Raw genomic sequence first — 26,598 nt, 5'->3', positions numbered from 1 at the left:
TGAGGTGGTCTCCTTTTTGTTGCCAGTAAAAAGTGAGTTTTGTTGATGATTCGCTGATCTAACCTTGGGCTTGGTTTTGCTTGGTTCTCCGTAGCTGGAGAGGTGGAATGGAGGGGCTGGAGCGTAGCGACAGGCCCGGAATGGAACCTCTCCAGCTACGGACGCCGCCCCCTCCTAGGCGGCCATCTGTTTCGGGGGTGAATAAGTTGACCACGGAGTGGCGTAGTCGAGACTCTGATGCTTGCGACGGTGGTTGTAAAACTCCATCCAATCAGCAACAAGACTCCTGAGATCCCCAACCGTGTGGTAACTCCAGAGCCTGAGCTTTTCATATTTGATACTGCGCCACAGACGTTCAATGAAGACGTTGTCCATCCAGCGGCCTTTGCCGTCCATGCTAATCCGGACTCCTTCCTTCTTCAGTTCATCCGTCCATTCAGCACTGCTAAACTGGCTGCCTTGATCCGTATTGAAGATCTTCGGTTTACGCCCCGTTGAAACAAGGGCCTTCCTGAGCGCGCGAACACAAAAGCCTGTGTCCATGGTGTTGGATACCTCCCAGCTTAATACGGCCCGACTGTGCCAGTCCATAATAGCCACCAGATAGGCATGCCCTTTAGGCATCGGAATGTAGGTGATATCGGCACACCAGACTTCATCCACCTCCCTGATTTCACGGTTCCCCAGCAAATACGGATAGATGTGGTTCTCCTTGCAAGGCTTACTTGTGCTGGGCTTGGGAACCAAAGCTTCGATCCCCATGATTTTCATCAATCTCCGCACTCGCTTACGCCCAATTTTAAATCCAAGATCATGCAACTCCATACGTAGCTTACGTTGCCCGTAAAACGGACATTCCGTGTAAATGCTGTCCAGAGCTTTCATAACTTCAAGATCCTCGCGATTCGTCTTCGGTTGTTTCGGTGTCAGCCTGTTACGGTTCACCCCAAGCATCTTGCACTGCTTGCGGATCGAGAGTTTAGGGTGTCGGGTTTCAATCATGGCCTTTCGTTCAGATCGATCCCCAACTGTCTGCACTTTTTTTCGAGAAACTCCTTCTCGATGACGAGTTGCCCGATCTTGCGCTCAAGCTGCCCGCTTCTTTTTTCGTGGTGTCGTAATTGCTTGTCTGCCGCGTTCTTGCGTTCAAATAATTCGCTCATACGGTCTTCCAATTCCTTCTTCCAAGCACTGACTTGGGTCGGTGCTATATCGTTCTCCTGAGCGATCTCCTGGATGCTTTTTTCTTCCTTGAGTGCTTCCTTGGCAACTCGGGCTTTGAACTCTGCGGTAAGATGTCTTCTCTTTCGTTTCATTGGTCTTATTTCGGGTTAATTGCCCCGATCAGGCCAGCGAATTAATCAATAAACTACTGGCTCCGTTTTGCGGGACCACTTCAATGTTTGGTCTCTATTATTTATCAAACTGAATTGATTGGGACATGAAATCATCAAATCGAGCTTCCTGTTCAATTTGAGAATGGGCGCTGCACACGGTCCCAATGCCATTCCGGCAGCCTTTTTTCTTCGAGTTCGTCGCAGACGCTCATTCTTCACTCCATGCATCTTTGATGAGCGGGAGTCCAACCACTTCTTGCGCCGTAGATTTTTTGTTTTACTCATTTAATGCCCCACTAACTAACTTATCAATATTACAAACTAGTCACCTTAAAAAAATTATTTTGCTGGTTTTGATTTTTGCTCAATATCCTCGACGAACCTCTTCTAAATAAGGTCAGCTCCTTCTGCCCAATTGGCATATAATATAAACCAGGTCTATTCAAAACCTTCATAGATATTGTTTTTATTAGTTTGAAAGTCTTACGCTTATTTTAGTTAGCGATAAACGAATCTCGTGTTCTTGAGTAATTACAACCACTTGACCTTTACTTTATTTGGGGCCTGCCCAAATCGATTGATTCTCTTTGCCCCAGGCACACAAGAAATCATGACTCCCATAATCAAGCTTCCAATCAAAGCGAGTAGGGCAATTATAGACAAGAGAGGATATGACTCACCTCGTATCATCGAGGGTAAAAGCCAGGAATTTATTACCATGCAGACTGCAGACACGCCTGGAATAATCGCCCACTCTTGGCTGAAGTTGTGATCATGCAAACGTTTAACCCAAAGAGGGCTAAGTATCGCAAACCATAAAAGAGGGCTGAGTGACGGGAGCGTAAAGCTACAAATCACCCCAATAATCAACATTGGAACCAAAGCAACCAAGATACTTTTCCAATAAGTAGTTACTGAAATTCTACCATTGTATGAAAAGAAATCTTTTATGACACTGTAAACGATAACTTCGTTATCAGCCTGCATTAGACTCAACTTTGATAGTTCATGAGTGCCGCCGATATTCACAGAGTCATGGTTAGGGCACTGAACTTTCTTCCGCTTACTAAGAGTCGTTCCCTTAACATAGAACAGACTTTCACAGTCCGGGCAATAGGCCTTATACCGTGCTTCTTCGAAATCAACAAATTCAGACTCAAGCTCTTCAATTTTTGGGGGACTATGGGTGACAGGCTTTGGTGATGCCCCTCGATTATCTTCCTGTTGTTTGGATTGCCCGCTTCGGCCTGCTTGTTTTTCACCTAGGGTGGCAATGGGAGGAAGGGCGACAGAAGGAGATTCGACGGGACTCGACAGCCGTGATGGTGTTTCCTTGGAGCGAGGCAAACGAGGCGGCACGTCCACGGGGGTAGACAAATTTGGCAGAGCATCCTCGCTACCTGGTTCATTGTGAGCTCCACAATACTCGCAAGCTCCCGCCTCAGGAGTGACAGGCCTACCACATTCAAAACAGGTTGCCATCGGAGGTGAGCCACATTTCATGCAGGCTTTTGCCTTTGTCGACACGGGGCCCCCGCATTCAATACAATCGATTAACATGAGATTGATAGATTCTTAAATTGCCCCCCTCTTGTAAATATTAAAGTGTTGTTGATATGTTTGATACAGGCCGTAAAAATTGCGTCAATTTTTTTACAAAAGGAAGAGTGTAAGGTCTAAGGCCCCTTAAAAAAAAGAGGGGGGGGACGGGTGGCGCCTCCGGTAAACCCTGAGTCCATTATGGCGGGCTGAGGAATACTCTCACCATTTACCATCGTAGCGCAGCTCAAGCTAGGGGTCTTAAGTTGCTTGTAAGGAAAGGGTTATGTCCTGCTTTATCATTAAAACTTGGTAAGATGTCCGCTAAAACACGTAAGCGATAGAACCAGGCTGTAGTATAGAGATAGAGTTTTAATCGAAAGCGTAGTTCTATCCCTAGTGTGGTCATAGATAGAACCTAAAGTAATTTACTTATCATGGTGATAAATATTCCTGCAATAAAACGGTCTAAAACTGCGTTTTCCTGCAACTCAATGCATTTTAGAGATCTCAACAACCAATCAAGAAAAACACCAAACCCCATAAAACAAAAGGCTCAGAGGTTTATCTAAGCCTAGAACGAATGGTGCGCGATGCGGGATTTGAATCTGATACGGGAGGATCGACAGGCCCGTTTCCCCAAGCGAGTGCTTGGGGCGGTGAGTGCAAGCTTGCCCTGCACACGACCTTCCCAAAGGGGGGGAATTCCGCGCTCGGGAATAATTTCGCGTTTACCAATCCGGGGTCGGCTGATGGGCCTGCGACCCAGACGATCAGCACAGCTTATCAAGCGAATACCACTTATACCTTCAAGGGCTATGCTGTAAGTAGTGGTAATGCTACGGATATTCGTTTTATCCTTGGCTATGGCGGTGGCGGAGGTTTTGTGCAACTTGCCGAGCAAACCTACGACTTGAATGGAGTGACAGCCTGGACGGAACAGGACGGAGTGAGCTTTATCACAGGAGCTTCCGGAGCGGAGCTTGGTGAGAACATCATCGTACGTATTGCTGCGGTTGGGCTTGGTGGGAACGGGATCTGGTTTGATGCGGTGTCTCTGGAGGCTACTGCGGTTCCCGAGCCATCTGCCGCGGCGCTGCTGGGGCTGGGCGGGTTGGCGTTGGTGCTCCGGCGCAGGAAGTAGTCGCTTATCAATGTGTGTGTGGCGGCATCTTTCGTCTGGTCAGGTGGGAGATGCCGCGAGATTTTGCTACCAACCATGGAGATACGTAAAAAACAATAGCCTGTTGCGGTTTCGCTTCAGGCATATCACGTCATCTTTATTACTCACAGCCACACGGCTCACCGTTGTGCTGGAAAAGGAAAATTACTCATAGTTTACTGACATGTTGAAACAGATAATGATGACTGGCCTCGTGCCGGCAGTGTTCTCGATTGGGGCTCAGGCGGCGACTTTCGCCCCTCCGGTGCTCCTTGAGGCAGGGGGGAAACCGGTCATGACTGAGTCGCCGGGTTATGCCTCGCCGACTTGGGCTGATTTGGATGGTGACGGAGTGCAGGATCTGCTTGTGGGCCAGTTCCGCCATGGCAAGATCCGTGTGTACCAGGGGTTGGCAGGAGGTAAACTTGCGCCTGGAAAGTGGCTCGACACGCGTGAAGGGCTTGCCAAGGTCCCGGGTGTTTGGTGATGCACCAGCTCGACTCCACAGGTTGTGGATCTCAACGGTGACGGTATTCATGACATCCTTACGGGTTCGTATGCGCGCATGGATGGTGGCCCATGGCAGGGGCTTTTCTACGTCTTTTGGGGGAAGAAAGGCGGAGGCTTCGCACAGTCGGTACCGCTTGAAGGAACGGATGGTGAAGTTCTGGCGATTGCTCATGAGAATGGTGATGCCATCTGCACGCGGCCTTTTGCCGTCGACTGGGACAAAGACGGTGACCTCGACCTCATCGTTGGCGGATCAGAGGGTGGGCTCTATCTATTCACGGGAGAGGGCCAAGGCCGCTTCGCACCCGGTTCGAAACAGATCATGGCGGGAGCGAAGCCTTTGGTTGTTCCCGGCAAACATGCTGACCCGCAGATGGTTGATTGGGATGGCGATGGTGATCTGGACATCCTGAGTGGCTCGAATAACGCAGGCATCCACTGGGCGGAGAACGTCGCAGAGGATGGGGATCTGCCGGCCTTCAAGGGCTTCAATACACTCATTTCGCTCAAGGGCGGCGACAAGACGAGCACTTACCTCGCACATAAAATCAAGGGGCCAACGATGACAACACGCGTCTGGGCCTCCGATCGCAATGGCGACGGAAAACTCGACCTTACCGTCGGCGACTACGCACGTATTTTGAAGCCTAAGCCCGGGCAAACGACTGAGGACCTTGACGAGGCTTATGCGGCGTGGACGACACGCCAGGCGGAGATGTTACGAGAGGTGCGTATGAAAGAGGGCAAGGAAGAGAAGCGGGCCGCCTATGACGCATATAAGGCACACAAGAAGATCCAGGATGACTTGGGGCTCATGTCTCGGATTGGACGCGTCTGGGTTTATATACAGCAATAGATGGCATAAAGCCTAGAATGGAAGGTGTTTGCCCTCAGTGCGCAGGCAGATAGAGCGTATGTTTGTCTTTTGGCGGTAGAGGTGTCATATCCTCTATGGTGACGCAAAATGAACCTGCCTGGACGCAAAATGCCTGTAGACCTTAATGCATGTTCGCTGTTCAATCGATATTGAATTCAATGATTTGAATCTGACGAACAAAAAATCCCCCCCCGACTACCCTCTATATGAAGAGGCCGTGAATAAACAAAGAACCGCAACAATAAAACATGAATAATAAAATAATGCAGTGGTCATTGATCACGAGTGCCTCATTAGGTTTCTCTGCAGGGTCAGCACAGGCCGCTACCGTTTTCCTCGGTGACATCCACGGTTACAATACAAACACAGGGTCAACTGCCACCGCCGCAGACTTCACCAGCATGGGTGTCTCTGAAGATTTAACGGGAGCCAGCGTCAATGTAATGACGGTTCCCACCCTCAGCAGCGTTACAGGTGGAGGACTTACGATCTCTTTTTCCAACCCCTTCAAAGGAGGTGGTAAATATGGGACTTCCGCGAATGCATTAGAGGATGATTATATCTTTTTGAATCAGAACACTGGTAGTGCAAGCACCGTTGGCACGATTTCAGGTTTAAGCATCACCCTAGATGCTAATACCACTTATTCTTTTTATCTTTTTGCTAGAGGTGGAGCAACCAATCAAACATCAACTTTTACTTACGATGGTACTGAGCTGTCCACAAATGATACGACAACTCCTTATGCTAAATACACATATACCACGGGAGCCGTAGTCGCGGACACGCTTGAGTTTAACTGGAAACCTGTGGGTGCTCAGACCTACGGCGTTATCAATGGCTTTGCTTTCGTAGCGGTTCCCGAGCCTTCATCCGCAGCACTGCTGGGCTTAGGTGGAGTGCTCTTGGTGCTCAGACGCAGGAAGTAGTCGCTTATCAATTTGTGTGTGTCGGCATCTTTCATCTGGTCAGGTGGGGGGTGCCGCATTTTTATGGGCGGATGAGAGGGGTGACTTGGCGCAAATAAACAAGGTGTTGACGCAAAGAGGCTGTGGACGGATCGGGCGGTACCTTGCAGCTTAATCATAAGCAAGGTCAGGCATTGTTTAGCCTGGGAAGGAGTTGAAACAAATGATTACACATAATGTGACGGGGAGAGAGACACGGTTGTTTCGAGCGTGGTGGTTCAGCGTGTTTCTATGGGCGTATTTGACTGTGGTATCCAATGCTGCGCCTGTGTTTATCGTTAATTCAGGGTTTGAAGACGTGGTGGTTACCGAGGGATCTGTCTATCCTTTGGCCGTAGGGTGGAGTGGGGAGGCCAAATGTGCCCCGCACGCTGAGTTCCCCAGAGCAGGGGTTCCTGGTGGCGGCGGGCGCTTTGGGTTTACCAATCCGGCGACAACGGATGCATATCAGGTGCTCGAGGCGACTTTCGCTGCCCATACGAAATATGTTTTCAAGGGCTTTGCCGTGGATTCCGGCAGGGGATCGGATATCCGCTTTCGCCTGGGATATGATGATGGTGGTGGATTCCGCGAACTAGCGGGGGCAACCTATGATCTGGCAGGGGTTCAGGCTTGGACCGCGCTGGATGGTGTGAGTTATACGTCAGAGTTTGCTGGTCCGGAACTGGGGCAGGCAATCATTATCCGGATTCAGGCTGTGGGAACGGGTGGAAACGGGATTTGGTTTGATGAGCTATCTTTGGATATCATTCCGGCCTTGGATAGCGATAAGGATGGCTTGCCGGATTCGTTCGAGCTGGCACATACCGAGCCGACGTCGGCTACCTCGATGCAGCCGAACCAGGATCTGGAATATGCCGGAGCCGGGGATGGTTTGACTAATCTGGAGGAGTTTCTTCATGGAACGGATCCCAACGACCCAGATACCGACGATGACGGGCTGATGGACGGGGAGGAGCTGGCCGGGGCGGGTCAACGACTGCCAACGGATCCGCTGGATCCGGACTGTGACGGAGACGGGCTGCTCGACGGTGTTGAAACCAATACGCAGGTCTGGCTGAGTGCTACGGATACAGGAACTGATCCGCTGATGGCCGATACGGACGGGGATGGTTTTCTGGATGCGGCGGAGGTGGGGATGGGTGCTGATCCTACGGATGCGATGGATCCACCCGCGCACATGGTTGTCCGTGTGGGGATGGAAGGGGAAGAGGTGGACTTGCGCTGGGGAAGCGAAATCGGGATGCTTTACGACATCCGCTGTAGTGAGGATCTGGCGGGCGACGTTTCCAATTGGGGGCTGGTGGGTGAGGAGGTGGCAGCGACGCCTCCTTTCAATGAATTTAGTTTCACTCAATCTGGAGAGCGTCAGTTCTACGTGGTGAAGGAATACCCCAGACCGGCCCAGGAATTCCATGTTGCCAAGACGGGGAATGATGGGAACGCCGGCAGTACGAATGAACCGTTTTTGACGATTTCGGCTGCAGCCGCCGTTGCGGCACCAGGGGATGTGATTACGGTGCATGAGGGGGTATACCGGGAGCGGGTGAACCCACCGCGCGGGGGGCTGTCCGAGGGGATCAGGATTACTTATCAGGCTGCGGAGGGAGAGGATGTCGAGATTAAGGGGTCAGAAATCATCCGGCGGGATCTCAACTACGCTTGGCAGCACGTGGGTGGTGATACCTGGAAAGTGGAGATCCCCAATGCGTTTTTTGGCACGTTCAACCCTTATCAGGATCGGATCGGGGGGGAGTGGTATACGACGCCGGGATGGGATCGCCTCACGGGCGCGGTTTATCTGGATGGGCACTGGCTGACCGAAGCACAGACAAAGGATATAGCCTTGCAGGCGCAAGGGAGTAAAGCCTACTGGTTTGCCGAGGTGGGAGGGCAGGAGACGAGTATTTGGGCCCAGTTCAAAGGGCTCGACCCCAATGTGGCGATGGTGGAGATCAATGTCCGTCAGACTGTGTTCTACCCTAGTGAGCCGGGGCGTAATTATATCACGGTGCGCGGTTTTGTGATGCGGCATGCGGCGACTCCGTGGTCGGGGGCGATGTCTGAGCAGATCGGCCTGGTGGGCACGCACTGGTCCAAGGGCTGGGTGATCGAGGATAATGTGATCAGCCATTCCATGAACACAGGGGTCACGCTGGGGCGTTATGATGTGGCACGATTTGGGCTGAGCATGCCTGCTGCGACGGCACCGGGTTATGTTGAGTCGATCGAGTTGGCCTTGGAACACGGATGGTCGAAGGATAACATCGGTAGTCATGTGGTGCGCAACAACCATATTTCCCACTGTGAGAAGAATGGGATCCATGGGAGTCTGGGGGGTGTTTTCTGCACGATCGAGGGGAATGCGATTCACGACATTGCCATGCAGGGGTGGATTAGTGGGCCGGATGTCGCCGGGTTGAAGTTGTTGGGTTCCCAGGATACGATCATCCGAGACAACCATATCTATCGTTGCGCGGGGATAGGGGGAGTCTGGCTGGATTGGATGGCGCAGGGGACCTGGATGACGGGCAATGTGCTCCACAGCAATAGCCTGGATCTCTTTATGGAGGTGGATCACGGGCCGTTTCTGATTGATCACAACTTGCTCTTGTCATCGAATACACTACGGGACTGGTCTGAGGGCGGGGCCTATGCCCACAATTTGTTTGCCGGGCGGTTGGTCCGGAGTGCGCAGAGCCGACAAACGCCATATCACGTGCCTCATTCGACGGAAGTGGCCGGCTATACCTCGATCCAGGGTGGAGATGATCGTTTCCTGAACAATATCTTTTTGGGCACCGGTTTGTCACAATACAACGGGGCTGTCCGGCCCATGACGGTGAGTGGAAACGTGTATCTCGGCAGTGCTTCGCCAAGTATACATGACGAGCGCGCGGTGACGGATGGAACGTTTAGTCATGGCATGAAGATTACGGAGGATCAAAATGGAGAGTGGTGGCTGGAGTTGGCGCTGAGCCCGGCGTGGACGGCCGCCCACCCTCGTGATTTGGTGAATAGCGAGCTTCTGGGCAAGGCACAAGTGCCAGATGCCAGGTTTGAAATGCCGGACGGAAGTGCGTATGTTTTGGATAAGGATTTCGCCGGACAGGTGAGGGATCAGGCAAACCCGAGACCGGGTCCGTTTTCCACGGTTTCTGATCAGAAGCTCCGGATCAAGGTGTGGCCCAAGTGAGAAGTGATGCAGGTTTGAAAATGATGAAGAAAATTAAGATTGGATTTTTGTTAGTTGGATTGATGGTTTCCACGCATGGGGGTGTAACAGCTTCGGGCGAAGTGGATTCCATGGGTGGAGGTCGTCAGGGAGGGGCGGGTAAGGGCGCGGCTGTGGAGGCTGCCTCTCTTACGATATGTGTCGGGCGGAATTCTGCGTCGCAAATGTTTGCGGCACGTGAGCTACGGCGTTATGTTTACTTGCGCACTGGTCGCTTATTGGCGATTTCCAACCAGGACTCAATGACAGGCCCGACGATTTCTCTTTCTGTTGATCCTTCATTGGGTGAGCAGGGGTACAGCTTGAAATCAGAAGGTGAGCAAACTTCGAAGAGTATACGTATTCGGGGAGGAAGTGATATTGCTGTTTTATATGGTGTTTATGATTTTCTTGAGCGATTAGGGGTGCGGTTTTATCTGCATGGGGATGTGATTCCTGATGAACGTGTCCCTTTGGTTCTTCCTGATGTTGATGAAACCAGGCAGCCCTTATTTGCCTTGAGGGGTTTGAACCCCTGGGGATCTCACGTCGAGGGTTTTGATCTGTGGGGGTCGGATGATTGGAAGCAAACAGTCTCCCAGATGACAAAAATGCGGATGAATTTTATCGGCATGCATTGCTACGTGCGTGAGAAGACCTACTCTAATATTTTCTATCGTCCTGAGCCGACGGTGTGGGTGGGTTTGACCGAAGATGTCAAAGCCAACGGCGAGGTGGAACAGTCATACATGGCGCACTATTTCAACGCGTTGCGCCATGAGTGGGGATATATTCCCAAACCCACCAGTGAATATGAGCATGGTTTTTCGCAGTGGTTTGACCGTGATGACTGGGGGGCTGACGTCATGAAGGGGCTTACGCCCACCCCCAAATCTGCCGCGGATTGCAATGAGGTATTTAACCGTACGGCGGCTATGTTCAATGAGGCGTTTACGGAAGCCCGTCGCCTCGGTGTGAAAACGTGCCTCGGGACCGAAGCTCCTCTTTATTATCCAAAAGAATTGCAAACACGCTTGGCGGCCAAAGGCTTGGATGTCAATGACCCCACGACCCGGCAACTCGTCTATGAGGGGATTTTTGAACGTATTCAACGGGCGCATCCATTGGATTATTATTGGATTTGGACTGACGAATCTTGGACATGGAAAGGGAATTCAGCCAAGGACGCCCAGCAGGTTGTGGATGAACTCCAGATCGCCCACCGGGCACTCAAACGCGTTGATCCATCGAAAAAATTGGCCACAGCCGGATGGGTGCTGGGGCCTGCCAGCGACCGGACGGCTTGGGATAAGGCACTACCTGAGGATATCTCGTTCAGCGCTATAAGCCGTCGCGTGGGACATTCGCAGCTAGACCGTTCTTTTTCGTTGATTGAGGGACGGGATACATGGGCAATCCCCTGGCTGGAAGATGATGTAGCGATGGCCTGTCCGCAGCTGTGGGTGGGGCGAACGCGCAAGGATGCCGCCGATGCCCTTGCCTACGGCTGTGAAGGGCTGATGGGCCTGACTTGGCGGACGCATGGCACCAGCCCCCAGGCCAAGGCTTTGGCCGAAGCCGGCTGGGAGCAACCATGGAACCCGGATCCCGAGCGACGCGTGACGGCAGAATCGCTCAAGAAGAAATATGGTGCGATCGGCGGAAAACGGACCGTCAATTCCAAAGCCAAAATTAGTGGGACCAGCGTCCCGGCAATCTATCAGTCATGTCGATACGGCATGGAAGCATACCGGCTGGATGTTCCTAACGGAACTTACACTGTCACGCTGCAGTTCTGCGAACCTTACTTCGACAAGCCAAAGAAGCGGGTTTTTGATGTCAAAATTCTAGGCCATCCTGTTGCTCAAAAACTTGATCTTTATGAAGAGGTCGGGAAGTTTAGGGCGTTTGATCTGGTCCAGAAACAGGTGCGTGTTGAAGATGAGATTTTATACATTGAATTCTCTAACCATGTCACATTGGCATGTGTATCTGGTATTGCCATTGAAGGAATGACGGCTGCGGCGAACCAAATACCTGCTGCCCCGTTTTCATTGAAAGTCAACTGCGGTGGGCCGGCTTTCAATGACTACGTAGCGGATTTTCAACAAGGAGGTGCCGTAAAAACACCCACGCATCGTGACGAAACCGGGCCGTGCATGGATTTCTATCAGGATTGGTCATCCCATAGTTTTGGTGGGGAGGTAGCGGAAAAAGCGGCTGCCATCTTTGCCTCCATTGATGGTCGCTTGCCGCAAACAACAGGATGGGGGCCAAGTGCGGGAGGGCTCAAGCCCATCAAGCAGCCACGGGAAAAAATGGCTGCTTCTTTTAACTTTGTTCCGCGCCTGGAAGCCTTGCGTGAGGAGATTCAAGGGGTGGGGAACCGCCAGCGCTTTGACTACTGGTTGAATATGTTCAGATACCACCGTAGCCAAGCGATGGCCGGGGTTACGTGGCATGAGTTGAACGGGGTCATGAAAAAGGTGCGTGCTGAGAAAGACGGGGTGAAAAAACGAGCATTGGCAGAAAAGCTGGCGTTGCCAGTATACCGCCAGTTATTACAGGAGGTGTCCGGGATGGTAGGGCATTTGATGGCCTGTGCGGAAACCAAGGGTGACATCGGAACGCTCATCAATTGGCATGGAAAGAACCTTCCTTATATGTTGGAGAGGACAAAAAAACCATTGCAGGTGCTGCTTGGAGGTGATCTGCCGGATGCCGTTTTGCTGCCGAGGCACTATTCCGGGCCTACGCGCATTATTGTTCCGACAGTTCGCACGCACCGTCTTGCCGGTGAGCCATTGAACATCCCTGTGACGATTGTGGGGCTGTCAGCCCCTCAGTCTGCCAGTATGCATTGGCGGGCGCTGGGGCAGGGGGCCTATGAGTCGGTGGCATTGAAACACCTTAATCGGGGTGTTTATTCAGCCACTCTACCACCGATGGATCAGGAAGACCTTGAATACTACATTACCGTTACGGATGGCCGGGGGCAACAGCTTGTATGGCCTGCGACGGCACCTCGGATCAGCCAGACCCTGGTGACGATGCCAGCCGATCGCAAAGCTGCAGAATAATGTGGCAAGAGCGAGCTGAAAGCATGTGGCTTTGAGCCGAGTATGAGCTATACAATAAAGAGAATCATGAAACTGATGAATAAAGTAATAATCATTGCGGGGGTGTTGACCTGCAAGTTGGGAGCAGTGGATTATCATGTTTCCAAGGACGGAGCGGATGGGAATCCGGGAACGAAGGCTGCGCCCTTTAAGACAATTTCCAAGGCGGCAGTCGTGGCCCGGGCTGGGGATAGTGTGACGGTCCACGCCGGGATTTACCGTGAGCGGGTCGACCCTATGCGGGGTGGGTCTTCGGATGATAAGCGGATTGTCTATCAAGCAGCGGTTGGTGAGGAGGTTGTGATCACGGGTTCAGAGGTGATCAAGGATTGGAAGGAAGTTCGGGATGGTGTTTGGCGAGTCAGATTGCCCAATGATTTTTTTGGATCTTTCAATCCCTTTGCTGATGTAATCGGGGGAGAGTGGTTTATTCAAAAGGGGCACCTTCGGCATGCCGGGATGGTTTATCTCAACGGGGTTTGGATGGATGAGGCGGCAAGCCTTGGGCAGGTGTTCGAGTCTGGACGGGGCAAGAGTGTGGCAGGGGCCATTGCACTGGGAGGGCAGACATCGGCTTATCCCGGAAAGGTAGTTGCCAAGACGCAGGAACAGGAGCTTTACCGGACATGTCGGTATGGAATGAAGGGGTACCAAATCAAGGTGCCTCACGGGAACTACAGCGTGACGCTGAAATTCAATGAACCTTATTATAAGAAGGCGGGACAGCGGGTGTTCGATGTAAAACTGGAGGGGGACAAGGTTCTTTCTAACTTGGATATTTTTGCCCGGGCAGGAGGCTTTGCTGCTTATGAGCAGAGCTTTGATGGGGTGAAGGTAGCTGACGGGGTGCTTGATCTTGAGTTTGTGGACCGTGTGTCCATGGCGTGTATTTCCGGGATAGAGATCAGTGGGAAGGATTTCAGTAAGAAGCTTAACTGCGGAGGCCCGGCATGGAAGGACTACCAGAAAGACGCCGGTGGGCGTAAACCGGCGGCGCGTCCCAAATGGCGGGCCAGTGTGGGTGCTGAGACAACGACGATCTGGGTGCAATTCAATGATGTGAACCCCAACGAGGAAAGGGTCGAAATCAATGTCCGCCAGAGTGTGTTCTACCCTAGCGAGCCTGGTCGCAATTACATCACGGTGCGTGGTTTTGTGATGCGGCATGCTGCGACTCCCTGGGCTGGCGCCATGTCCGAACAAGTTGGTTTGTTAGGGACTCATTGGAGTAAGGGATGGATCATTGAGGACAATCAGATCAGTCACTCAATGAATACAGGGATTACCCTAGGGCGTTATGACTTGGCGAGCTTTGATATGGATATGCCTGAGGCAACTGCACCGGGCTTTGTTGAGTCATGTGAATTAGCGCTGAAGCATGGCTGGTCGAAAGAGAACATCGGCAGTCATCTGGTGCGCAATAATCATATTTCACATTGTGAAAAAAATGGCATCCACGGCAGTTTGGGCGGTGTGTTCAGTGTGATCGAGGGGAATACGATTTGTGACATTGCCGCGCGCAGCTGGCTGAATGGCCACGATATTGCAGGGCTCAAATTATTGGCATCCAATGACTGCTTGATCCGCAACAATCATATTTACCGGTGTTCTGGTGCGGGTGGCATTTGGTTGGACTGGATGGCGCAGGGGACGCGGGTGAGCGGAAATTTTCTGCACGACAATAGCCGGGACATTTACATGGAAGTAAATCACGGCCCCTATCTTTTGGACAACAATCTCTTTTTATCCAAGAGCTCGCTGACTGATTGGTCTCAAGGGGGAGCCTATGCCCACAATGTATTTGGTGGCTTAATCCGGGTGAAGAAGGAAAAAAGGGAAACTCCCTACTTTGTGCCTCATGAGCTAGAGCAAATGCGCTTATCGAATATTCAGCATAAGGATGCTCGCTTTCACAATAACCTTTTCTTCGGATTCAAAGGCCTTTCCGTGTTCAACGGAATGAGTGAGAACCTGCAATCGGTGGGCAATGTTTATTTGGGGGGAGCGACACCGAGCAGCGTGGATCAAGGGCAGATTGTAGAAACTCAATGGAAGTCTGGAGTATCCATCACGGAAGAGAAAGGAGGCGAATGGTGGCTGGAACTTCCTGTTCAACCGGAGTGGATCCGTTCAAAAAAACGGGCGCTGATTACATCGGAAGTTCTAGGAAAGGCTAAGATTCCCAATGCCGCTTATGTGCAGGCTGACGGCACACCTTACGCGCTCGATACAGATTATTTGGGAATGAAACGTAAAACTGAAAATCCTGCCCCAGGCTCATTTCGTTTTGGTAGTGGTAAAACTCTTCGAGTCAAGGTTTGGCCGAAGGAGTAGGCACTTCAGATGGTAAAGCGGCAAACATGAGGGCTTGCGATTGAGGGAGCTTTTTTGAAGGCCCATGCGTGATGGGCAGGGCATCTTTGATTTTTCGGAGATGGATGTGCCTATAAACTTCTTGAGTGCTATGATCGACTTGATATAAGCATGAATAATGATGAACCGATTGCCTCGAAGCGTGAGAAAATGGCCCTACGAAAGAGTACATTGCTGTATTCATCGGATGTTGGCATTAGGATTGGTTCTTAGTTGCTCCGTTGGGGCGGCTGCGGAGGAACAAGAGAATGAGGAAAAGGAAAAAAACCCGGAGGACCCAACCAAGATTGTGACCCGTTTGGGGGCCGGTTATAATGGAGATTTTACCATCAATGCCTCCTGGGGCTTGGACAAGGCCCGTATGATCAGCGGATTTATCAACGAAGATGCTTCGGAGTGGCGGCTCGGAGGCTCCTGGCTTTTTGAGAAGGGAATTGTTAGTTTTAATTTTAAAAAGAACCAATACGACGACGGGGGTGAGAGCGTCAGCTACAACATAGGCACCTTTGTTCCCCTTAGCGTGTTTGGGATTGAGCCATGCGGCTGGCAGATTTTCCCGTCGGCCGGGTTTAACTACACCGAGGGAGACATTGTGGTGGAGGCCGCACCGGAGTTTCCAGAAAACTACTTTATGGTGCCTTTCGACAGTAAGGGTATGTATCTGGGAGCGTTTGCGCTGAAGCCGATCACCGATCAATGGACGCTGATGGGTGGCTTGGGCGGTTCCTACGGTTCGGGCGATGCCACCAACATCTATGGTGGTGCAGGGATCGGGTTCCGGATCACGGACAAGCAATCGGTCAACCTCTTCTACTCCTTATCCGATAGCTCTGAGTTCGGATCCAGGGATACCTTGAGCTTTAGCTATCGGTATGAGTTTAAGTGAGGGCGTTACTCACCTGGATACCACGTGGCGGAGGGGCGATTTTGGAGCACTGCGATATTAAACTTGCCATGTCCTGAATGATTCCGGACCCTCACGGGATGATGGCTCTATCGAAATTTGTCCATGAAGCAACAAAATGCGATTTTCAGAGACTTGGACGCCGGCTTGGATGCTGCCTGACCGGACTGGCAGGCGTGCTTTCGGTTGGCATGAGTGCTTGCTCGGGACCGTTGACATCGGCTCAGCGTGCTGAGTTAAGCACCGTTCGTATCGCTCCCCCGGTGATCGCTGCGCAGTCGTATTCCAAGCCCACGGGAGTTTCGAAATCCGGACGATCTGCGGATGACGTGGGGGTAGACACCGGCCTGGCGATGATGGAGGCCGGGGCTGATTTGGCCGTCTATGGTGATTCGTTGGGGCTGGGCTTGATTGGTGTGCCGGTGGCACTTGCTGGAGGTGTAGTGGCAGCAACGAGCTGGACAGCCGGGCAAATTTCGGATGATCAAGAAGAGCATCAGTTCCAGCAACAGCATCAAGCTTACCTCTCTCGTCTCAATCATCAAGTCAGGTTTCCTCCTTTGCTTTTGGTGAAAGAGAACCGGGCGGTGATAGCGAACAATCGTTTTTTCTCAGCTCGCATCAGGTCGCAATCGCCGAACGCCTTTCACTGTGAACTCAAGCATTATCAATTAGAAAAAGTGGGCCGTAATGAGCAACAACAGGATGTATTGAGAGCGAGTTTGGAAATTGATATTTCACTGGTGACTGGCTCGGGGAAGACTTTGTTTGATAAGCAGTATGCAGGAGTATCGACTTCATCCTACACGGTGTATCAATTGATTAATCAACGGAAGAGCGTTGAGCGTGTATACGCCGAGGCTGTTGGGCAGGCGATGAGCGACTTTGAAAAAGACCTCGCGGCAATAACGCAAGAGTAATACCACTCCGCCATTGGCGTCAAATGGTATTAGTCATGGTGCCCGCACCATTCCTTCGCCACGCCTTACCAAAGAACTCATTCCTCTCGGCGATCGTCCCGTCTGTTTACTACTTGGTGTAAGGCAGTGGCTGGGTGCCTTATGTGGCGGTGGTGTCCGATTCTTTGTTTGGCTCTGGTGATGCATGATGGCTTTTTCCATCAGACCGCTCAATGATCCTTTGCACAAAGACATAACAGACGGGGATGAGGAACAGCCCGATGGCGGTGGCAATGCTCATGCCAAAGACGACGCCGGTCCCCATGGTGCTGCGTGATGCGGCGCCGGAACCACTGGCAATCATCAGCGGAACACATCCGAGGATGAAGGCGAAGGAGGTCATCAGAATCGGGCGGAGCCTGAGGCGGGCCCCTTCGATGGCCGCGTCGATGATCGGCATGCCTTCTTCTCGTTTCATCTTGGCAAACTCGACAATCAGGATGGCATTTTTGGCTGCTAAGCCAATCAGCATAATCAGACCGATCTGGGCGTAGACATTGAGGTCGAAATGCCGGACAAACATACCGACAAAGAGGCCGAGAATCACCGTCGGAGAAGCAAGCAGAACAGCAAAGGGAAGCCCCCAGCTTTCATACTGTGCAGCCAGTAGCAGGAAAACAAAGAGAATGGCTGCTCCGAAAATAATCGGTGCCTGCCCTTCGGACCTTTTCTCCTGCAGGGTGAGACCGGACCACTCGTAGGTGACTTCTTCTGGCATCGTGGCCATGACTTCCTCAATGGCATTGATCGCCTGGCCCGAGCTGTAGCCGGGCGCGGGAGCCCCCATGATCTCGGCGGCGTTGTACAGGTTGAAGCGAGTGACAAAGTTCGGTCCCGACATCTTGCTGATTGTCACCAGAGTACTTAGAGGAACCATCTCCCCTTGGTTATTGCGCACAAACAGGTGCCCGAGGTCTTCAGGTTGGCTGGTGAACTCGGGCTCGGCTTGAAGAAAAACTTTGTAAACCCGGCCAAAGCGGACGAAGTCGTTGACGTAAAGACCGCTTAAATACGCCTGCAGGGTTTGGTACACACTATCAACCGGAATCCCGAGCGCGCGTGCTTTTTCACGATCGAGTTCGATTTTCACCTGGGGTGTTGCGGGGTTGAAGGTGCTGTTGACCATGCCAATCTCAGGACGTTCCGCCACCTTTTTCCGTAGCGTGTCCACGTAGCTGGCGAGTTCGTCAATGGATCCTCCCGAGCGGTCTTGAAGCTGCATCGTAAAGCCGGAGACACTACCGTAACCGGGTAGAGGCGGAGGGCCGAAGGCCATGACCCTGGCCCCCGGGATGGTGCTGAATTTTTTGTTCCACTCAGCGGCAATCTTGCTGGCGTGAAGGGCCGGGTCTTCCCGTTCGGACCAATCATCGAGCCCGACAAACATCATGGCTGAATTGGAGAAGTTCAGAGAGCTCAGGATATTGAAACCCGCCACCCCTATGCTGGAGCGCACCCCAGGCGTGTTTTCGACGACCGCTTCGACCTGTTTAAGAATCTGGTCGGCACGCTGGAGTGAGGCTCCCTCCGGGAGTTGGACGGAGACAAAGAGGTATCCCTTGTCTTCATCGGGAATAAAGCCACCCGGGATGTGTTTGCCGAGCCCCCAGATGGCGGCAACGACAATCAAGAGCAGCAGCATCGAGCGAGCGGCCTTACGAACCAGGGCTCCGACAATACGTCCGTATCGCTCGGTGATCCATTCAAAGCCACGGTTGAACAGGTTGAAGAATTTGGCGATGGGTCCATGACTTGGTTTCGGCTCCTTGAGTAAAAGTGCACACAGCGCCGGACTGAGTGTCAGGGCATTGATCACCGAAAAAACGACGGCCACGGCGATGGTCAGGGCAAACTGGCTGTAGAGTTGGCCGGTGACACCACTCATAAAGGCCACGGGAACAAACACAGCACACAAAACCAAGCCGATCGCAACTACCGGCCCCGCAACTTCTTTCATCGCCAGCTGGGTGGCCTCGACCGGAGTTTTTCCTTTTTCGATGTGATGTTGGACCGCCTCAACGACGACGATGGCATCATCCACAACAATCCCGATGGCCAGAACCAAGCCGAACATGGTGAGCACGTTCACACTGAATCCGAGCACCGGGAAGAGAATGAACGCCCCTAAGAGGGAAATGGGAACCGTGCACATCGGAATGATGGTGGAGCGCACGTTCTGTAGAAAGATGAAGACCACCAGTAAGACCAGAACCACAGCCTCGAAAAGCGTGTGTACGATCTCTTCCATTGATGCTTGAATCGGAAGTGTCGAATCGAGCGTGATGTCATAGGCCATATCGGGAGGAAAGTAGGATGCGGCCTCTTCGAGGATTTCTTTGATTTCGTTGGCTGTCTCCAGGGCATTGGCACCGGGGGCCAGGTAGATACCGATCGCTCCTGCAGACGATTGGCTGAGTCGGGCGCGTAGATCGTATGTCTGGGCTCCCAGCTCGACCCGTGCGACATCCTTGATTTTGACAATCGAGCCATCGGACTCGGCCCTGATGATGATTTCTTCGAACTCCTCGGGATCTTTGAGCAGGCCGTGTGCTCGGACGTTGTATTGCTTCTCTTGCCCTTCGGGCGTCGGTTCGCCGCCCACCCGGCCGCTCGGGGATTGGGCGTTCTGTTCATTGATCGCATTGGAGATATCCTGAGGTGTGATTCCAAGGACTTTCAATTTGTCAGGCCTGAGCCAAATGCGCATGGCATAATCCTGCGCGGTAAAATTCTTCACATCGCCAACGCCTTTGACACGCTTGATCCGGTCGACCAGGTTGATGTCGCAGTAGTTGCCGAGAAAGACGCCATCGTAGGTTCCGTTGGGAGAGTAAAGCCCCACGGCCATGAGGATGTCCGGGCTCGACCGATTGACGATGATGCCTTCACGTTTGACGGCCTCCGGCAGCTGGGCCTCTGCCTGCCCTACCCGGTTTTGCGCGTTGACCTGCATGATGTCGACGTCTGTGCCGACATCGAAATACATATTCAGGGTCATGCTGCCGTTGTTGTCGCTGTAGGATTGCATGTAGAGCAAATCCGAGACGCCGTTGACCTTGGACTCGATCGGGGTGGCCACGGATTCCATTACGGCTTCGGCGGCTGCCCCGCGGTAGGTGGCTGTGGCCTGAATCAAGGTGGGGCTGACCGGTGGGTACTCAGTGATCGGCAGCTTGCTGAGAGAGATGAGTCCAAGGATGGCGGTCAGAATACTGATCACCATGGCGACAATCGGGCGGCGGATAAAAAATTCAGTCATGCCGAGGCTGGGTTAGGGGGTGGGCTGTTCGGCTGCTGGAGCTGATTCCGTGGCGGAACTGCCCGCTTTGTCCTTTTCGGCATTTTGATCGATATTTTGATCGGTTTTCGGTTTGCCAGGAGGCTTGCTTGCTGATGGAGGCTGGGAATCCGGGCCAGGAGGGGCAAAGGGTTTAGGCGTCACCTTCGATCCGTCACGAACTTTTTGGATGCCTTCGACAATGACTTTTTCTCCGGCTTCGACCCCGCTGAGAACCATCACATTCGAGCCAATGCGTGTTTCAGCGACGTTTACCATGCGTTGTTTGACCGTGTTGTCGGATTGTAGAATCCATAGAAATTCCTTTCCCTGCAGCTCGGTGAGGGCACGATCGGGAACCAGAATGTTACCCTTCCGGCTGGGAAGGCTGACCCGTACCCGGGCAAACATCCCCGGGCGAAGAACGCCTGTTGGATTGGCAAACTCGGCCCTGGCTCGGATCGTCGCCGTGGTGGGGTCCACCACCCGGTCTTTGAATACCCATTTTCCAGGACTCTCGGATTCGGAGCCGTCAGGCAAGATCAGCGTCAATGGTAGCTGCCCGAGTTTGTAACCCGCTTTTCTGGCAACCTTGTCCGCCCGGATGAAGTCGACTTCACTGATGGAGCAGTCGAACCACATCGGGTCAACCTGCGAGATGGTCGCCAGCAAGGTGGGTTCCCCTTTTCCAACAAGACTTCCAACCGATGCTTGTTTGGCTCCAATGCGGCCGGACAAGGGGGCGTGGATTTCGCAGTAACTTAATTCCAGTTGAGCCGCTTCAAGTGCCGCTTCAGCTGAAGCGACTTTGGCTTTGTTGCTCGATTGGCTGGCAATGGCATTGTCGAGATCTCTCTGCGGGGCGGCCCCTTCACTGACAAGCGAAGTGAGTCGTGGCACATCAATGTTGCTACGTGTCAGTGCTGCCTGCGCGGCGGCAAGGTCACCTTTGGCGGAAGCGATTTTTTTCAGGTAGGGTTTTTCATCCAGCATGAAGAGTAGATCTCCCTTTTTGACCTCTTCGCCCTCGGTGAAGGCCACTTTGTCGAGAAAGGATTCGACCCGGGCCCGGATCTCCACGTTTTGAGGTGAATCCAGTTGCCCAACAAACACAGTGGAGCGCTCGACGTCCGTTTTTTTGGTTTCAATAAACGTGACTATTGGCGGTGGCGCTTGTTGGAGTGCCGGCTTCTTGCATGCGGTGATGCCGAGAAGCCCTAGAAAAAGAAATCCATGGGTGAATGAAGGAAGGGGTTTCATACCTTTGATACGCTTGGTGGTTCGATGATGGGCTGAGTGAAGTGGTGAGTGAAGTGGGTTGGCTTAAATCTAGCCATGGGCAACAGGATAGCATTGGTTCGAATCAGAACAGTCGGGATGCAGCTTCCGTTTTTGTTAGTTTGGCGATCAGCGTAGCTGTTGATCAGACCATGATCTAGGGTCTATCACCCTAGATTTCCATTTGCCAAATGTCAATTTGATTCACGAGTAGAATGATACATCAGAAAACGGGCCGCCGAGAGATGGTTCGAAAGGTTATTGTTACGGAAAGGTAAAGTGATTGATTGATTCGTGCAGATAGAAAGCGCATCGATTGGGTGTGTGATAGGTCAGATCTCAATTTTTAGTTAGTATGGCATGTTTACCACTATCTATCTGGCTTTGCTCGGGGGAGTTAAACCGATCCAAGTATCTTGGTTTGTTTAAGCAATGGGGAGAATACGCTCCTGCTATCAATCTCTATTTGAATGGATGCCGATATTGAGGTAAGGGTTAAGATGAACTTCATTGTTGGATAAGGTGTCGCCAAAGGTGTTCTTTAGCCTGCCCTTGTTCCACTTTGTCGCTCGCAGACTGCTCATTCAGGTTTGAAAGATGGCTGATTGGCCTAATTTCGACGCTGATATCCTACTTTTATGGGAGGATCTTCGGATTATCCTCTCCCAATCTCCTAACATTCTAACCTTCCAACATACTATGAGTCGATTTGTATTATCCCTGGATCAAGGCACGACCAGTTCACGTGCTATTTTGTTTGATACCTCTGGCAATCCGGTTGCCTCGGAGCAAGAGGAATTTGCGCAGATCTTTCCCAAACCCGGATGGGTAGAGCACGATGCCATGGAGATCTGGCGCTGCCAAAGTGCCGTGGCGGATGCCGTGATGCAAAAAGCGAAGGTGACGGCGGCGGATGTGGCGGCCATTGGCATCACCAACCAGCGTGAAACTACGGTGGTTTGGAACAGGGAGACAGGAAAGCCGATTCACAATGCCATCGTCTGGCAGGACCGGAGAACGGCAGGGAAGATTGACCAATTGGTTGCAGATGGAAACGGCGACCAGATCCGGGCGAAAACCGGTTTGATGCCGGATGCCTATTTTTCGGGTTCCAAGGTGGCGTGGATTCTCGATCATGTGCCCGGAGCGCGTGAGAGTGCACGTCGTGGTCTGCTGGCATTTGGAACCATTGACTCCTGGTTGGTCTATCAATTGACGAAGGGCAGGGTGCACATCACAGATCCATCCAATGCCTCGCGGACGATGCTCTACAACATTCACACCTTGGATTGGGATGATGCATTGTTGGATATGTTCCGGGTTCCTAGGTCGATGTTACCGGAAGTTCGTGAATCATCCGAGGTATACGCGGAGGTGGAGGTGGATATGCTCTGCAGGGGGGTGCCGATTGCCGGCATTGCCGGAGACCAGCATGCTGCCTTGTTTGGACAGAACTGTTTTAAAAAGGGAGCTTTAAAAAACACCTATGGCACCGGCTGTTTTATGTTGGTGAATACGGGTGACAAACCAACGGTGAGTCAAAATCGTTTGCTCACAACCATTGCATGGAAGCGTAAGGAACAGGTTAAATATGCGCTGGAAGGCAGTGTGTTTATCGGTGGAGCCGTGGTGCAATGGTTGCGTGACGGATTGGGCATGATTAAAAAATCCAGCGACATCCGAGGTTTGTGTGATTCGGTTGAAGACTCGGGAGGCGTGGTGATGGTGCCGGCCTTGGCGGGGCTTGGAGCTCCACATTGGGACCAGTATGCCCGCGGCGCCATTTTTGGTCTGACTCGGGGGACCACGACGGCACACATTGCACGGGCCGCGGTGGAATCGATGGCCTTTCAGTCCGCCGACCTGTTGACGGCGATGCAAGCGGATACCGATTTTAAAATTTCCCAACTGCACGTCGATGGTGGAGCTGCGATTGATGATTTTCTGCTCCAATTTCAGGCGGACATTTTACAGTTGCCGATTGTGCGGCCGAAGATGTTTGAGACGACCGCCTTGGGCGCAGCATACTTGGCGGGTCTGGCAACCGGCGTGTGGCGGGATACCGCTGAACTCGAGAAAAACTGGCAAGTGGATCGCATTTTTGAACCTCAAATCGCACCGTATGAGGCCGCAGAAAAGAAGGCTGTCTGGAATGAAGCCGTCAAGCGGTCGATGCATTGGGAAAAACCGGAAAAATAAGACTTACTATAGAGAGTAACAAACAAGGAAATCAGAGACTAAACGATTATTAATTATGAAACGCGAAGAAATGAAACAGCGCCTGAATGGGGGCGGAAGTGAGTGGGATGTTGTGATTATCGGTGGTGGGGCTACAGGCGTTGGCGCGGCTGTTGACGCCGCTTCCCGTGGCTATCGGACTCTTCTGCTTGAGCAGTCGGATTTTGGTAAAGGCACCAGCAGTCGTAGTACGAAGCTGGTTCATGGGGGGGTGCGCTATCTCCAACAAGGCAATGTTTCGTTGGTGATGGAAGCCTTGAAGGAGCGCGGCATCATGCGAGTGAATGCGCCTCACCTTGTCAGTGACCAGCGGTTTATTGTGCCGAACTATACCTGGTGGGAAGCTCCCTTTTACGGTATTGGACTGAAGCTTTATGATGTCTTGGCCGGCAAATATGGATTTGGTCCCTCAACCTATTTGAACAAGGAAAAGACCCTCAATCATATCCCGACCTTGGTTACCGATGGCTTGATTGGAGGTGTGCAATACTTTGACGGCCAGTTTGACGATGCGCGCTTGCTGATCAATATGGCACAAACGGCCGCTGAGCAAGGGGCGGTGATGTTGAACTATGCCCGCGTCACAGGCATTGACAAAGGGGATGACGGTTTTGTCTCGGGGGTGCAATTTGAAGATATGGAATCAGGAGAATCCATGCATGTATCCGCCAAGGCGGTGATCAATGCCACCGGCCCTTTTACCGATGATGTCCTCAAGATGGATGATCCGAACAGCCAGGAAATGATTTCGCCGAGCCAGGGCGTACATATTGTGCTCGAGAGCAAATTTTTAACCGGAGACACGGCCATTATGGTTCCTCACACCAAAGATGGGCGGGTGATGTTTGCCATTCCTTGGCATGGTCACGTGGTGGTGGGGACAACGGATACTCCGATTGAGGAGTCCAGTCTTGAGCCGAAACCGATGAGTGAAGAGATCGATTTCATTTTGGAAACGGCGAGTGGCTATCTGAATGAAAAACCTAGCCGCGACGATATTCTATCGGCCTTTGCCGGGATCCGGCCATTGGTCAAAGCCGGAGGTGGTGACAATACCGCCGCCTTGTCCCGTGACCATACGATTCACATCGGACAGTCCGGATTGATCACGATTTGTGGCGGTAAGTGGACCACCTATCGCAACATGGCGGAGGATGTGGTGAACCATGCTGAAACCGTCGGTCACCTTGAGGAGCGTCCGTGTATGACCAAGAACCTGAACATTCACGGTTATCACTCCCATCCGGAAACATTGAAGGAGCTTGCGGTGTATGGGTCGGATGCCCATGCCATTCGGGATTTGATGCGAACCCGCGTGGAGTGGGCCGAGCAACTGCATCCCGCACTTCCGCACACGGCTGCCGAAGTGGTCTGGTCCTGCCGTATGGAAATGGCACGCACCGTTGATGATGTCCTTAGTCGCCGGACCCGTTCGCTATTGCTGAATGCCAAGGCCTCTATTGAGATGGCTCCGAAGGTAGCGGCTCTAATGGCGGAAGAACTCGGGCGTGATGAGGCATGGCAGCAACAGCAAATCGAGGAATACACGGAAATGGCCCAAGGGTATTTGGTGTAGTTCTCGTTCTTACGGCACAACAATCAAACGAACAAAAAAATGAACCCCTTGATTGCAGAATTCATAGGTACAGCAATACTCGTATTGTTAGGCAATGGCGTGGTGGCGAACGCTATTCTCAAAGACACGAAAGGTAGCCCGGGAAACTGGGTGCTGATCACCGCAGGCTGGGGGCTGGCGGTTTATGTGGCAGTCCTGTGCACTGCACCCTACAGCGGTGCGCATATCAATCCGGCGGTGACGGTTGGCCTAGTGGCTGCAGGTTTGTTTCCTGCGGCCGATATGCCGGGTTACATTCTGGCCCAGCTTGCTGGTGGTATGACCGGTGCGGTACTTGTGTTTGTCACCTATCGGAATCACTTCAATGCTTCGGATGATCAGGGAGCCAAGTTGGGGTGTTTTTCCACAGCTCCGAACATCCGCTCTATCCCTACCAACTTTTTCAGCGAGTTGATCGGAACCTTCATCTTGGTCTTTGCGGTGCTCGGTATCAGTGAAGGGACGATCAGCTGGGTCGGGTCGGGCGCAGAGAACCTTCCTGAAGGAAAGGTGGGCCTTGGTTCCATCGGGGCCTTGCCGGTGGCACTGGTTGTGGTTTCGATTGGTATGTCCCTTGGGGGAACCACCGGATATGCAATCAACCCGGCGCGGGATCTGGGTCCTCGGATTGTGCACCAGCTTTTGCCGATCCGAGGTAAGGGTGACAGCGACTGGCCTTATGCCTGGGTGCCTATCGTCGGGCCGATTGCCGGGGCTTTATTGGCTGCTGTGATCTATGCGGCGGTGATGTAGCCCGGTGCTGTATATCGATTGGGGATTGCCACTTTCGGCATCGAGGTGACATCGATGCGGTTGATGACCTTTGATCGTCTGTATAATACCACTCCGCAAAACAGATGAGACGATTGAAAGTTTTAAAGCTGTGAGGAAATGCACTTCGTGGTCTACCAGAGTTCCGGATAAATTTCTGTTCTGGCTGCGTTTCTCCTCAGTCATGGTGCCCGCACCATTCCATCGTCGCGCCTTGCCAAAACAGAAATTTATCTCGGCAATCGTCCCGTCTGTTTTGCTACTTGGTCATTGGCGTCAAAATAAGAGCTTAACCCGCTGAATATAAGTCAATTAGATTAAAATAAATCATAAAAACTCTTGACTCCTCAGGTGTGGCGGCACGCTTGGTATGCCTATTCAAAACTACCGAGGTCACTCGACCCAGCCTGCCGCCACATTGAATCTCACTCGGGATGAGATCGAAAGTTTAGCGAAG

At 52.3% G+C, this 26,598-nt stretch carries 16 protein-coding genes and 1 pseudogene; 12 read left to right on the top strand and 5 right to left on the bottom strand.

Annotation, left to right across the window (positions count from 1 at the left end):
• Nucleotides 1-174: 174 nt before the first annotated feature.
• The 3 genes and pseudogenes from HW115_RS18265 to HW115_RS20355 form a co-directional block, all read right to left on the bottom strand.
• Nucleotides 175-1,316, bottom strand: a protein-coding gene (locus tag HW115_RS18265; protein ID WP_425498145.1) for an IS3 family transposase whose coding sequence is annotated in 2 segments (ribosomal slippage) — nt 175-1,046 and nt 1,046-1,316 — 1,143 coding nt in all. Because the reading frame shifts where the segments join, the coding sequence is not laid out codon by codon here.
• Between the two features lie 552 nt (nt 1,317-1,868).
• The gene (locus HW115_RS18255) at nt 1,869-2,684 is read right to left on the bottom strand and encodes a DUF805 domain-containing protein (RefSeq protein ID WP_227021659.1); all 816 of its coding nucleotides are present in this window, start codon (nt 2,682-2,684) and stop codon (nt 1,869-1,871) included.
• Nucleotides 2,685-2,765: 81 nt separating this feature from the next.
• Nucleotides 2,766-2,897: pseudogene (locus HW115_RS20355) on the bottom strand (double zinc ribbon domain-containing protein); the annotation flags it as partial.
• Nucleotides 2,898-3,459: 562 nt separating this feature from the next.
• Between HW115_RS20355 and HW115_RS18250 the strand changes: the two are divergent.
• From HW115_RS18250 to HW115_RS18210, 9 genes are all read left to right on the top strand, one after another.
• A complete protein-coding gene (locus HW115_RS18250) occupies nt 3,460-4,020 on the top strand; it encodes a PEP-CTERM sorting domain-containing protein (RefSeq protein WP_178934806.1) in 561 nt (186 codons plus the stop codon).
• Between the two features lie 202 nt (nt 4,021-4,222).
• A complete protein-coding gene (locus tag HW115_RS18245) occupies nt 4,223-4,525 on the top strand; it encodes an FG-GAP repeat domain-containing protein (RefSeq protein WP_178934797.1) in 303 nt (100 codons plus the stop codon).
• A 24-nt stretch (nt 4,526-4,549) separates the two neighbouring features.
• Nucleotides 4,550-5,404, top strand: coding sequence for an FG-GAP repeat domain-containing protein (locus HW115_RS18240; protein WP_178934795.1), 855 nt, complete (start codon nt 4,550-4,552; stop codon nt 5,402-5,404).
• 269 nt (nt 5,405-5,673) lie between these two features.
• Nucleotides 5,674-6,354 carry a PEP-CTERM sorting domain-containing protein gene (locus HW115_RS18235; protein WP_178934793.1) on the top strand — a complete coding sequence of 227 codons (681 nt, stop codon included), beginning with the start codon at nt 5,674-5,676 and terminating at the stop codon, nt 6,352-6,354.
• Nucleotides 6,355-6,556: 202 nt separating this feature from the next.
• The gene (locus tag HW115_RS18230) at nt 6,557-9,589 is read left to right on the top strand and encodes a right-handed parallel beta-helix repeat-containing protein (protein ID WP_178934791.1); all 3,033 of its coding nucleotides are present in this window, start codon (nt 6,557-6,559) and stop codon (nt 9,587-9,589) included.
• A gap of 20 nt (nt 9,590-9,609) precedes the next feature.
• Nucleotides 9,610-12,687, top strand: a complete 3,078-nt coding sequence (locus HW115_RS18225; RefSeq protein ID WP_178934789.1) for a malectin domain-containing carbohydrate-binding protein — start codon at nt 9,610-9,612, stop codon at nt 12,685-12,687.
• Nucleotides 12,688-12,762: 75 nt separating this feature from the next.
• On the top strand, nt 12,763-15,060 hold the full coding sequence (locus HW115_RS18220; protein ID WP_178934787.1) for a malectin domain-containing carbohydrate-binding protein: 2,298 nt from the start codon (nt 12,763-12,765) through the stop codon (nt 15,058-15,060).
• A gap of 226 nt (nt 15,061-15,286) precedes the next feature.
• Complete coding sequence (locus tag HW115_RS18215; protein WP_178934785.1) at nt 15,287-15,985, top strand: hypothetical protein; 699 nt, start codon at nt 15,287-15,289, stop codon at nt 15,983-15,985.
• Between the two features lie 77 nt (nt 15,986-16,062).
• Complete coding sequence (locus HW115_RS18210) at nt 16,063-16,923, top strand: hypothetical protein (protein ID WP_178934783.1); 861 nt, start codon at nt 16,063-16,065, stop codon at nt 16,921-16,923.
• 139 nt (nt 16,924-17,062) lie between these two features.
• Here the strand turns inward: HW115_RS18210 and HW115_RS18205 are convergent, their stop codons facing one another.
• Together HW115_RS18205 and HW115_RS18200 are read right to left on the bottom strand one after the other, a co-directional pair.
• Entirely contained in the window at nt 17,063-20,221 is a 3,159-nt protein-coding gene (locus HW115_RS18205) for an efflux RND transporter permease subunit (protein ID WP_178934780.1), read from the bottom strand.
• A gap of 12 nt (nt 20,222-20,233) precedes the next feature.
• Nucleotides 20,234-21,499, bottom strand: a complete 1,266-nt coding sequence (locus tag HW115_RS18200; RefSeq protein ID WP_178934778.1) for an efflux RND transporter periplasmic adaptor subunit — start codon at nt 21,497-21,499, stop codon at nt 20,234-20,236.
• Nucleotides 21,500-22,216: 717 nt separating this feature from the next.
• On the opposite strand from HW115_RS18200, the gene glpK reads away from it, so the two are divergent.
• The 3 genes from glpK to HW115_RS18185 are packed head-to-tail and all read left to right on the top strand — an operon-like array spanning nt 22,217 to nt 26,123.
• On the top strand, nt 22,217-23,716 hold the full coding sequence (glpK, locus tag HW115_RS18195; protein ID WP_178934776.1) for a glycerol kinase GlpK: 1,500 nt from the start codon (nt 22,217-22,219) through the stop codon (nt 23,714-23,716).
• Between the two features lie 55 nt (nt 23,717-23,771).
• Nucleotides 23,772-25,331 carry a glycerol-3-phosphate dehydrogenase/oxidase gene (locus tag HW115_RS18190; protein ID WP_178934774.1) on the top strand — a complete coding sequence of 520 codons (1,560 nt, stop codon included), beginning with the start codon at nt 23,772-23,774 and terminating at the stop codon, nt 25,329-25,331.
• Between the two features lie 39 nt (nt 25,332-25,370).
• Nucleotides 25,371-26,123, top strand: a complete 753-nt coding sequence (locus HW115_RS18185) for an MIP/aquaporin family protein (RefSeq protein ID WP_178934772.1) — start codon at nt 25,371-25,373, stop codon at nt 26,121-26,123.
• The last annotated feature ends 475 nt before the right edge of the window (nt 26,124-26,598 follow it).

Source organism: Oceaniferula marina (assembly GCF_013391475.1).
Taxonomy (GTDB): domain Bacteria; phylum Verrucomicrobiota; class Verrucomicrobiia; order Verrucomicrobiales; family Akkermansiaceae; genus Oceaniferula; species Oceaniferula marina.
Note: the sequence above shows the minus strand (reverse complement) of the source record. Positions and strands in the feature narration are given on the sequence as shown.

What these genes read in the sequence shown, in the direction of transcription:
- HW115_RS18185 (WP_178934772.1), top strand. Translation starts at nt 25,371, where the DNA reads ATGAACCCCTTGATTGCAGAATTCATAGGTACAGCAATACTCGTATTG.
- HW115_RS18215 (WP_178934785.1), top strand. Translation starts at nt 15,287, where the DNA reads ATGTTGGCATTAGGATTGGTTCTTAGTTGCTCCGTTGGGGCGGCTGCG.
- glpK (WP_178934776.1), top strand. Translation starts at nt 22,217, where the DNA reads ATGAGTCGATTTGTATTATCCCTGGATCAAGGCACGACCAGTTCACGT.
- HW115_RS18200 (WP_178934778.1), bottom strand. Translation starts at nt 21,499, where the DNA reads ATGAAACCCCTTCCTTCATTCACCCATGGATTTCTTTTTCTAGGGCTT.
- HW115_RS18190 (WP_178934774.1), top strand. Translation starts at nt 23,772, where the DNA reads ATGAAACGCGAAGAAATGAAACAGCGCCTGAATGGGGGCGGAAGTGAG.
- HW115_RS18245 (WP_178934797.1), top strand. Translation starts at nt 4,223, where the DNA reads ATGTTGAAACAGATAATGATGACTGGCCTCGTGCCGGCAGTGTTCTCG.
- HW115_RS18235 (WP_178934793.1), top strand. Translation starts at nt 5,674, where the DNA reads ATGAATAATAAAATAATGCAGTGGTCATTGATCACGAGTGCCTCATTA.
- HW115_RS18210 (WP_178934783.1), top strand. Translation starts at nt 16,063, where the DNA reads ATGATTCCGGACCCTCACGGGATGATGGCTCTATCGAAATTTGTCCAT.
- HW115_RS18220 (WP_178934787.1), top strand. Translation starts at nt 12,763, where the DNA reads ATGAATAAAGTAATAATCATTGCGGGGGTGTTGACCTGCAAGTTGGGA.
- HW115_RS18250 (WP_178934806.1), top strand. Translation starts at nt 3,460, where the DNA reads ATGGTGCGCGATGCGGGATTTGAATCTGATACGGGAGGATCGACAGGC.
- HW115_RS18230 (WP_178934791.1), top strand. Translation starts at nt 6,557, where the DNA reads ATGATTACACATAATGTGACGGGGAGAGAGACACGGTTGTTTCGAGCG.
- HW115_RS18225 (WP_178934789.1), top strand. Translation starts at nt 9,610, where the DNA reads ATGATGAAGAAAATTAAGATTGGATTTTTGTTAGTTGGATTGATGGTT.
- HW115_RS18205 (WP_178934780.1), bottom strand. Translation starts at nt 20,221, where the DNA reads ATGACTGAATTTTTTATCCGCCGCCCGATTGTCGCCATGGTGATCAGT.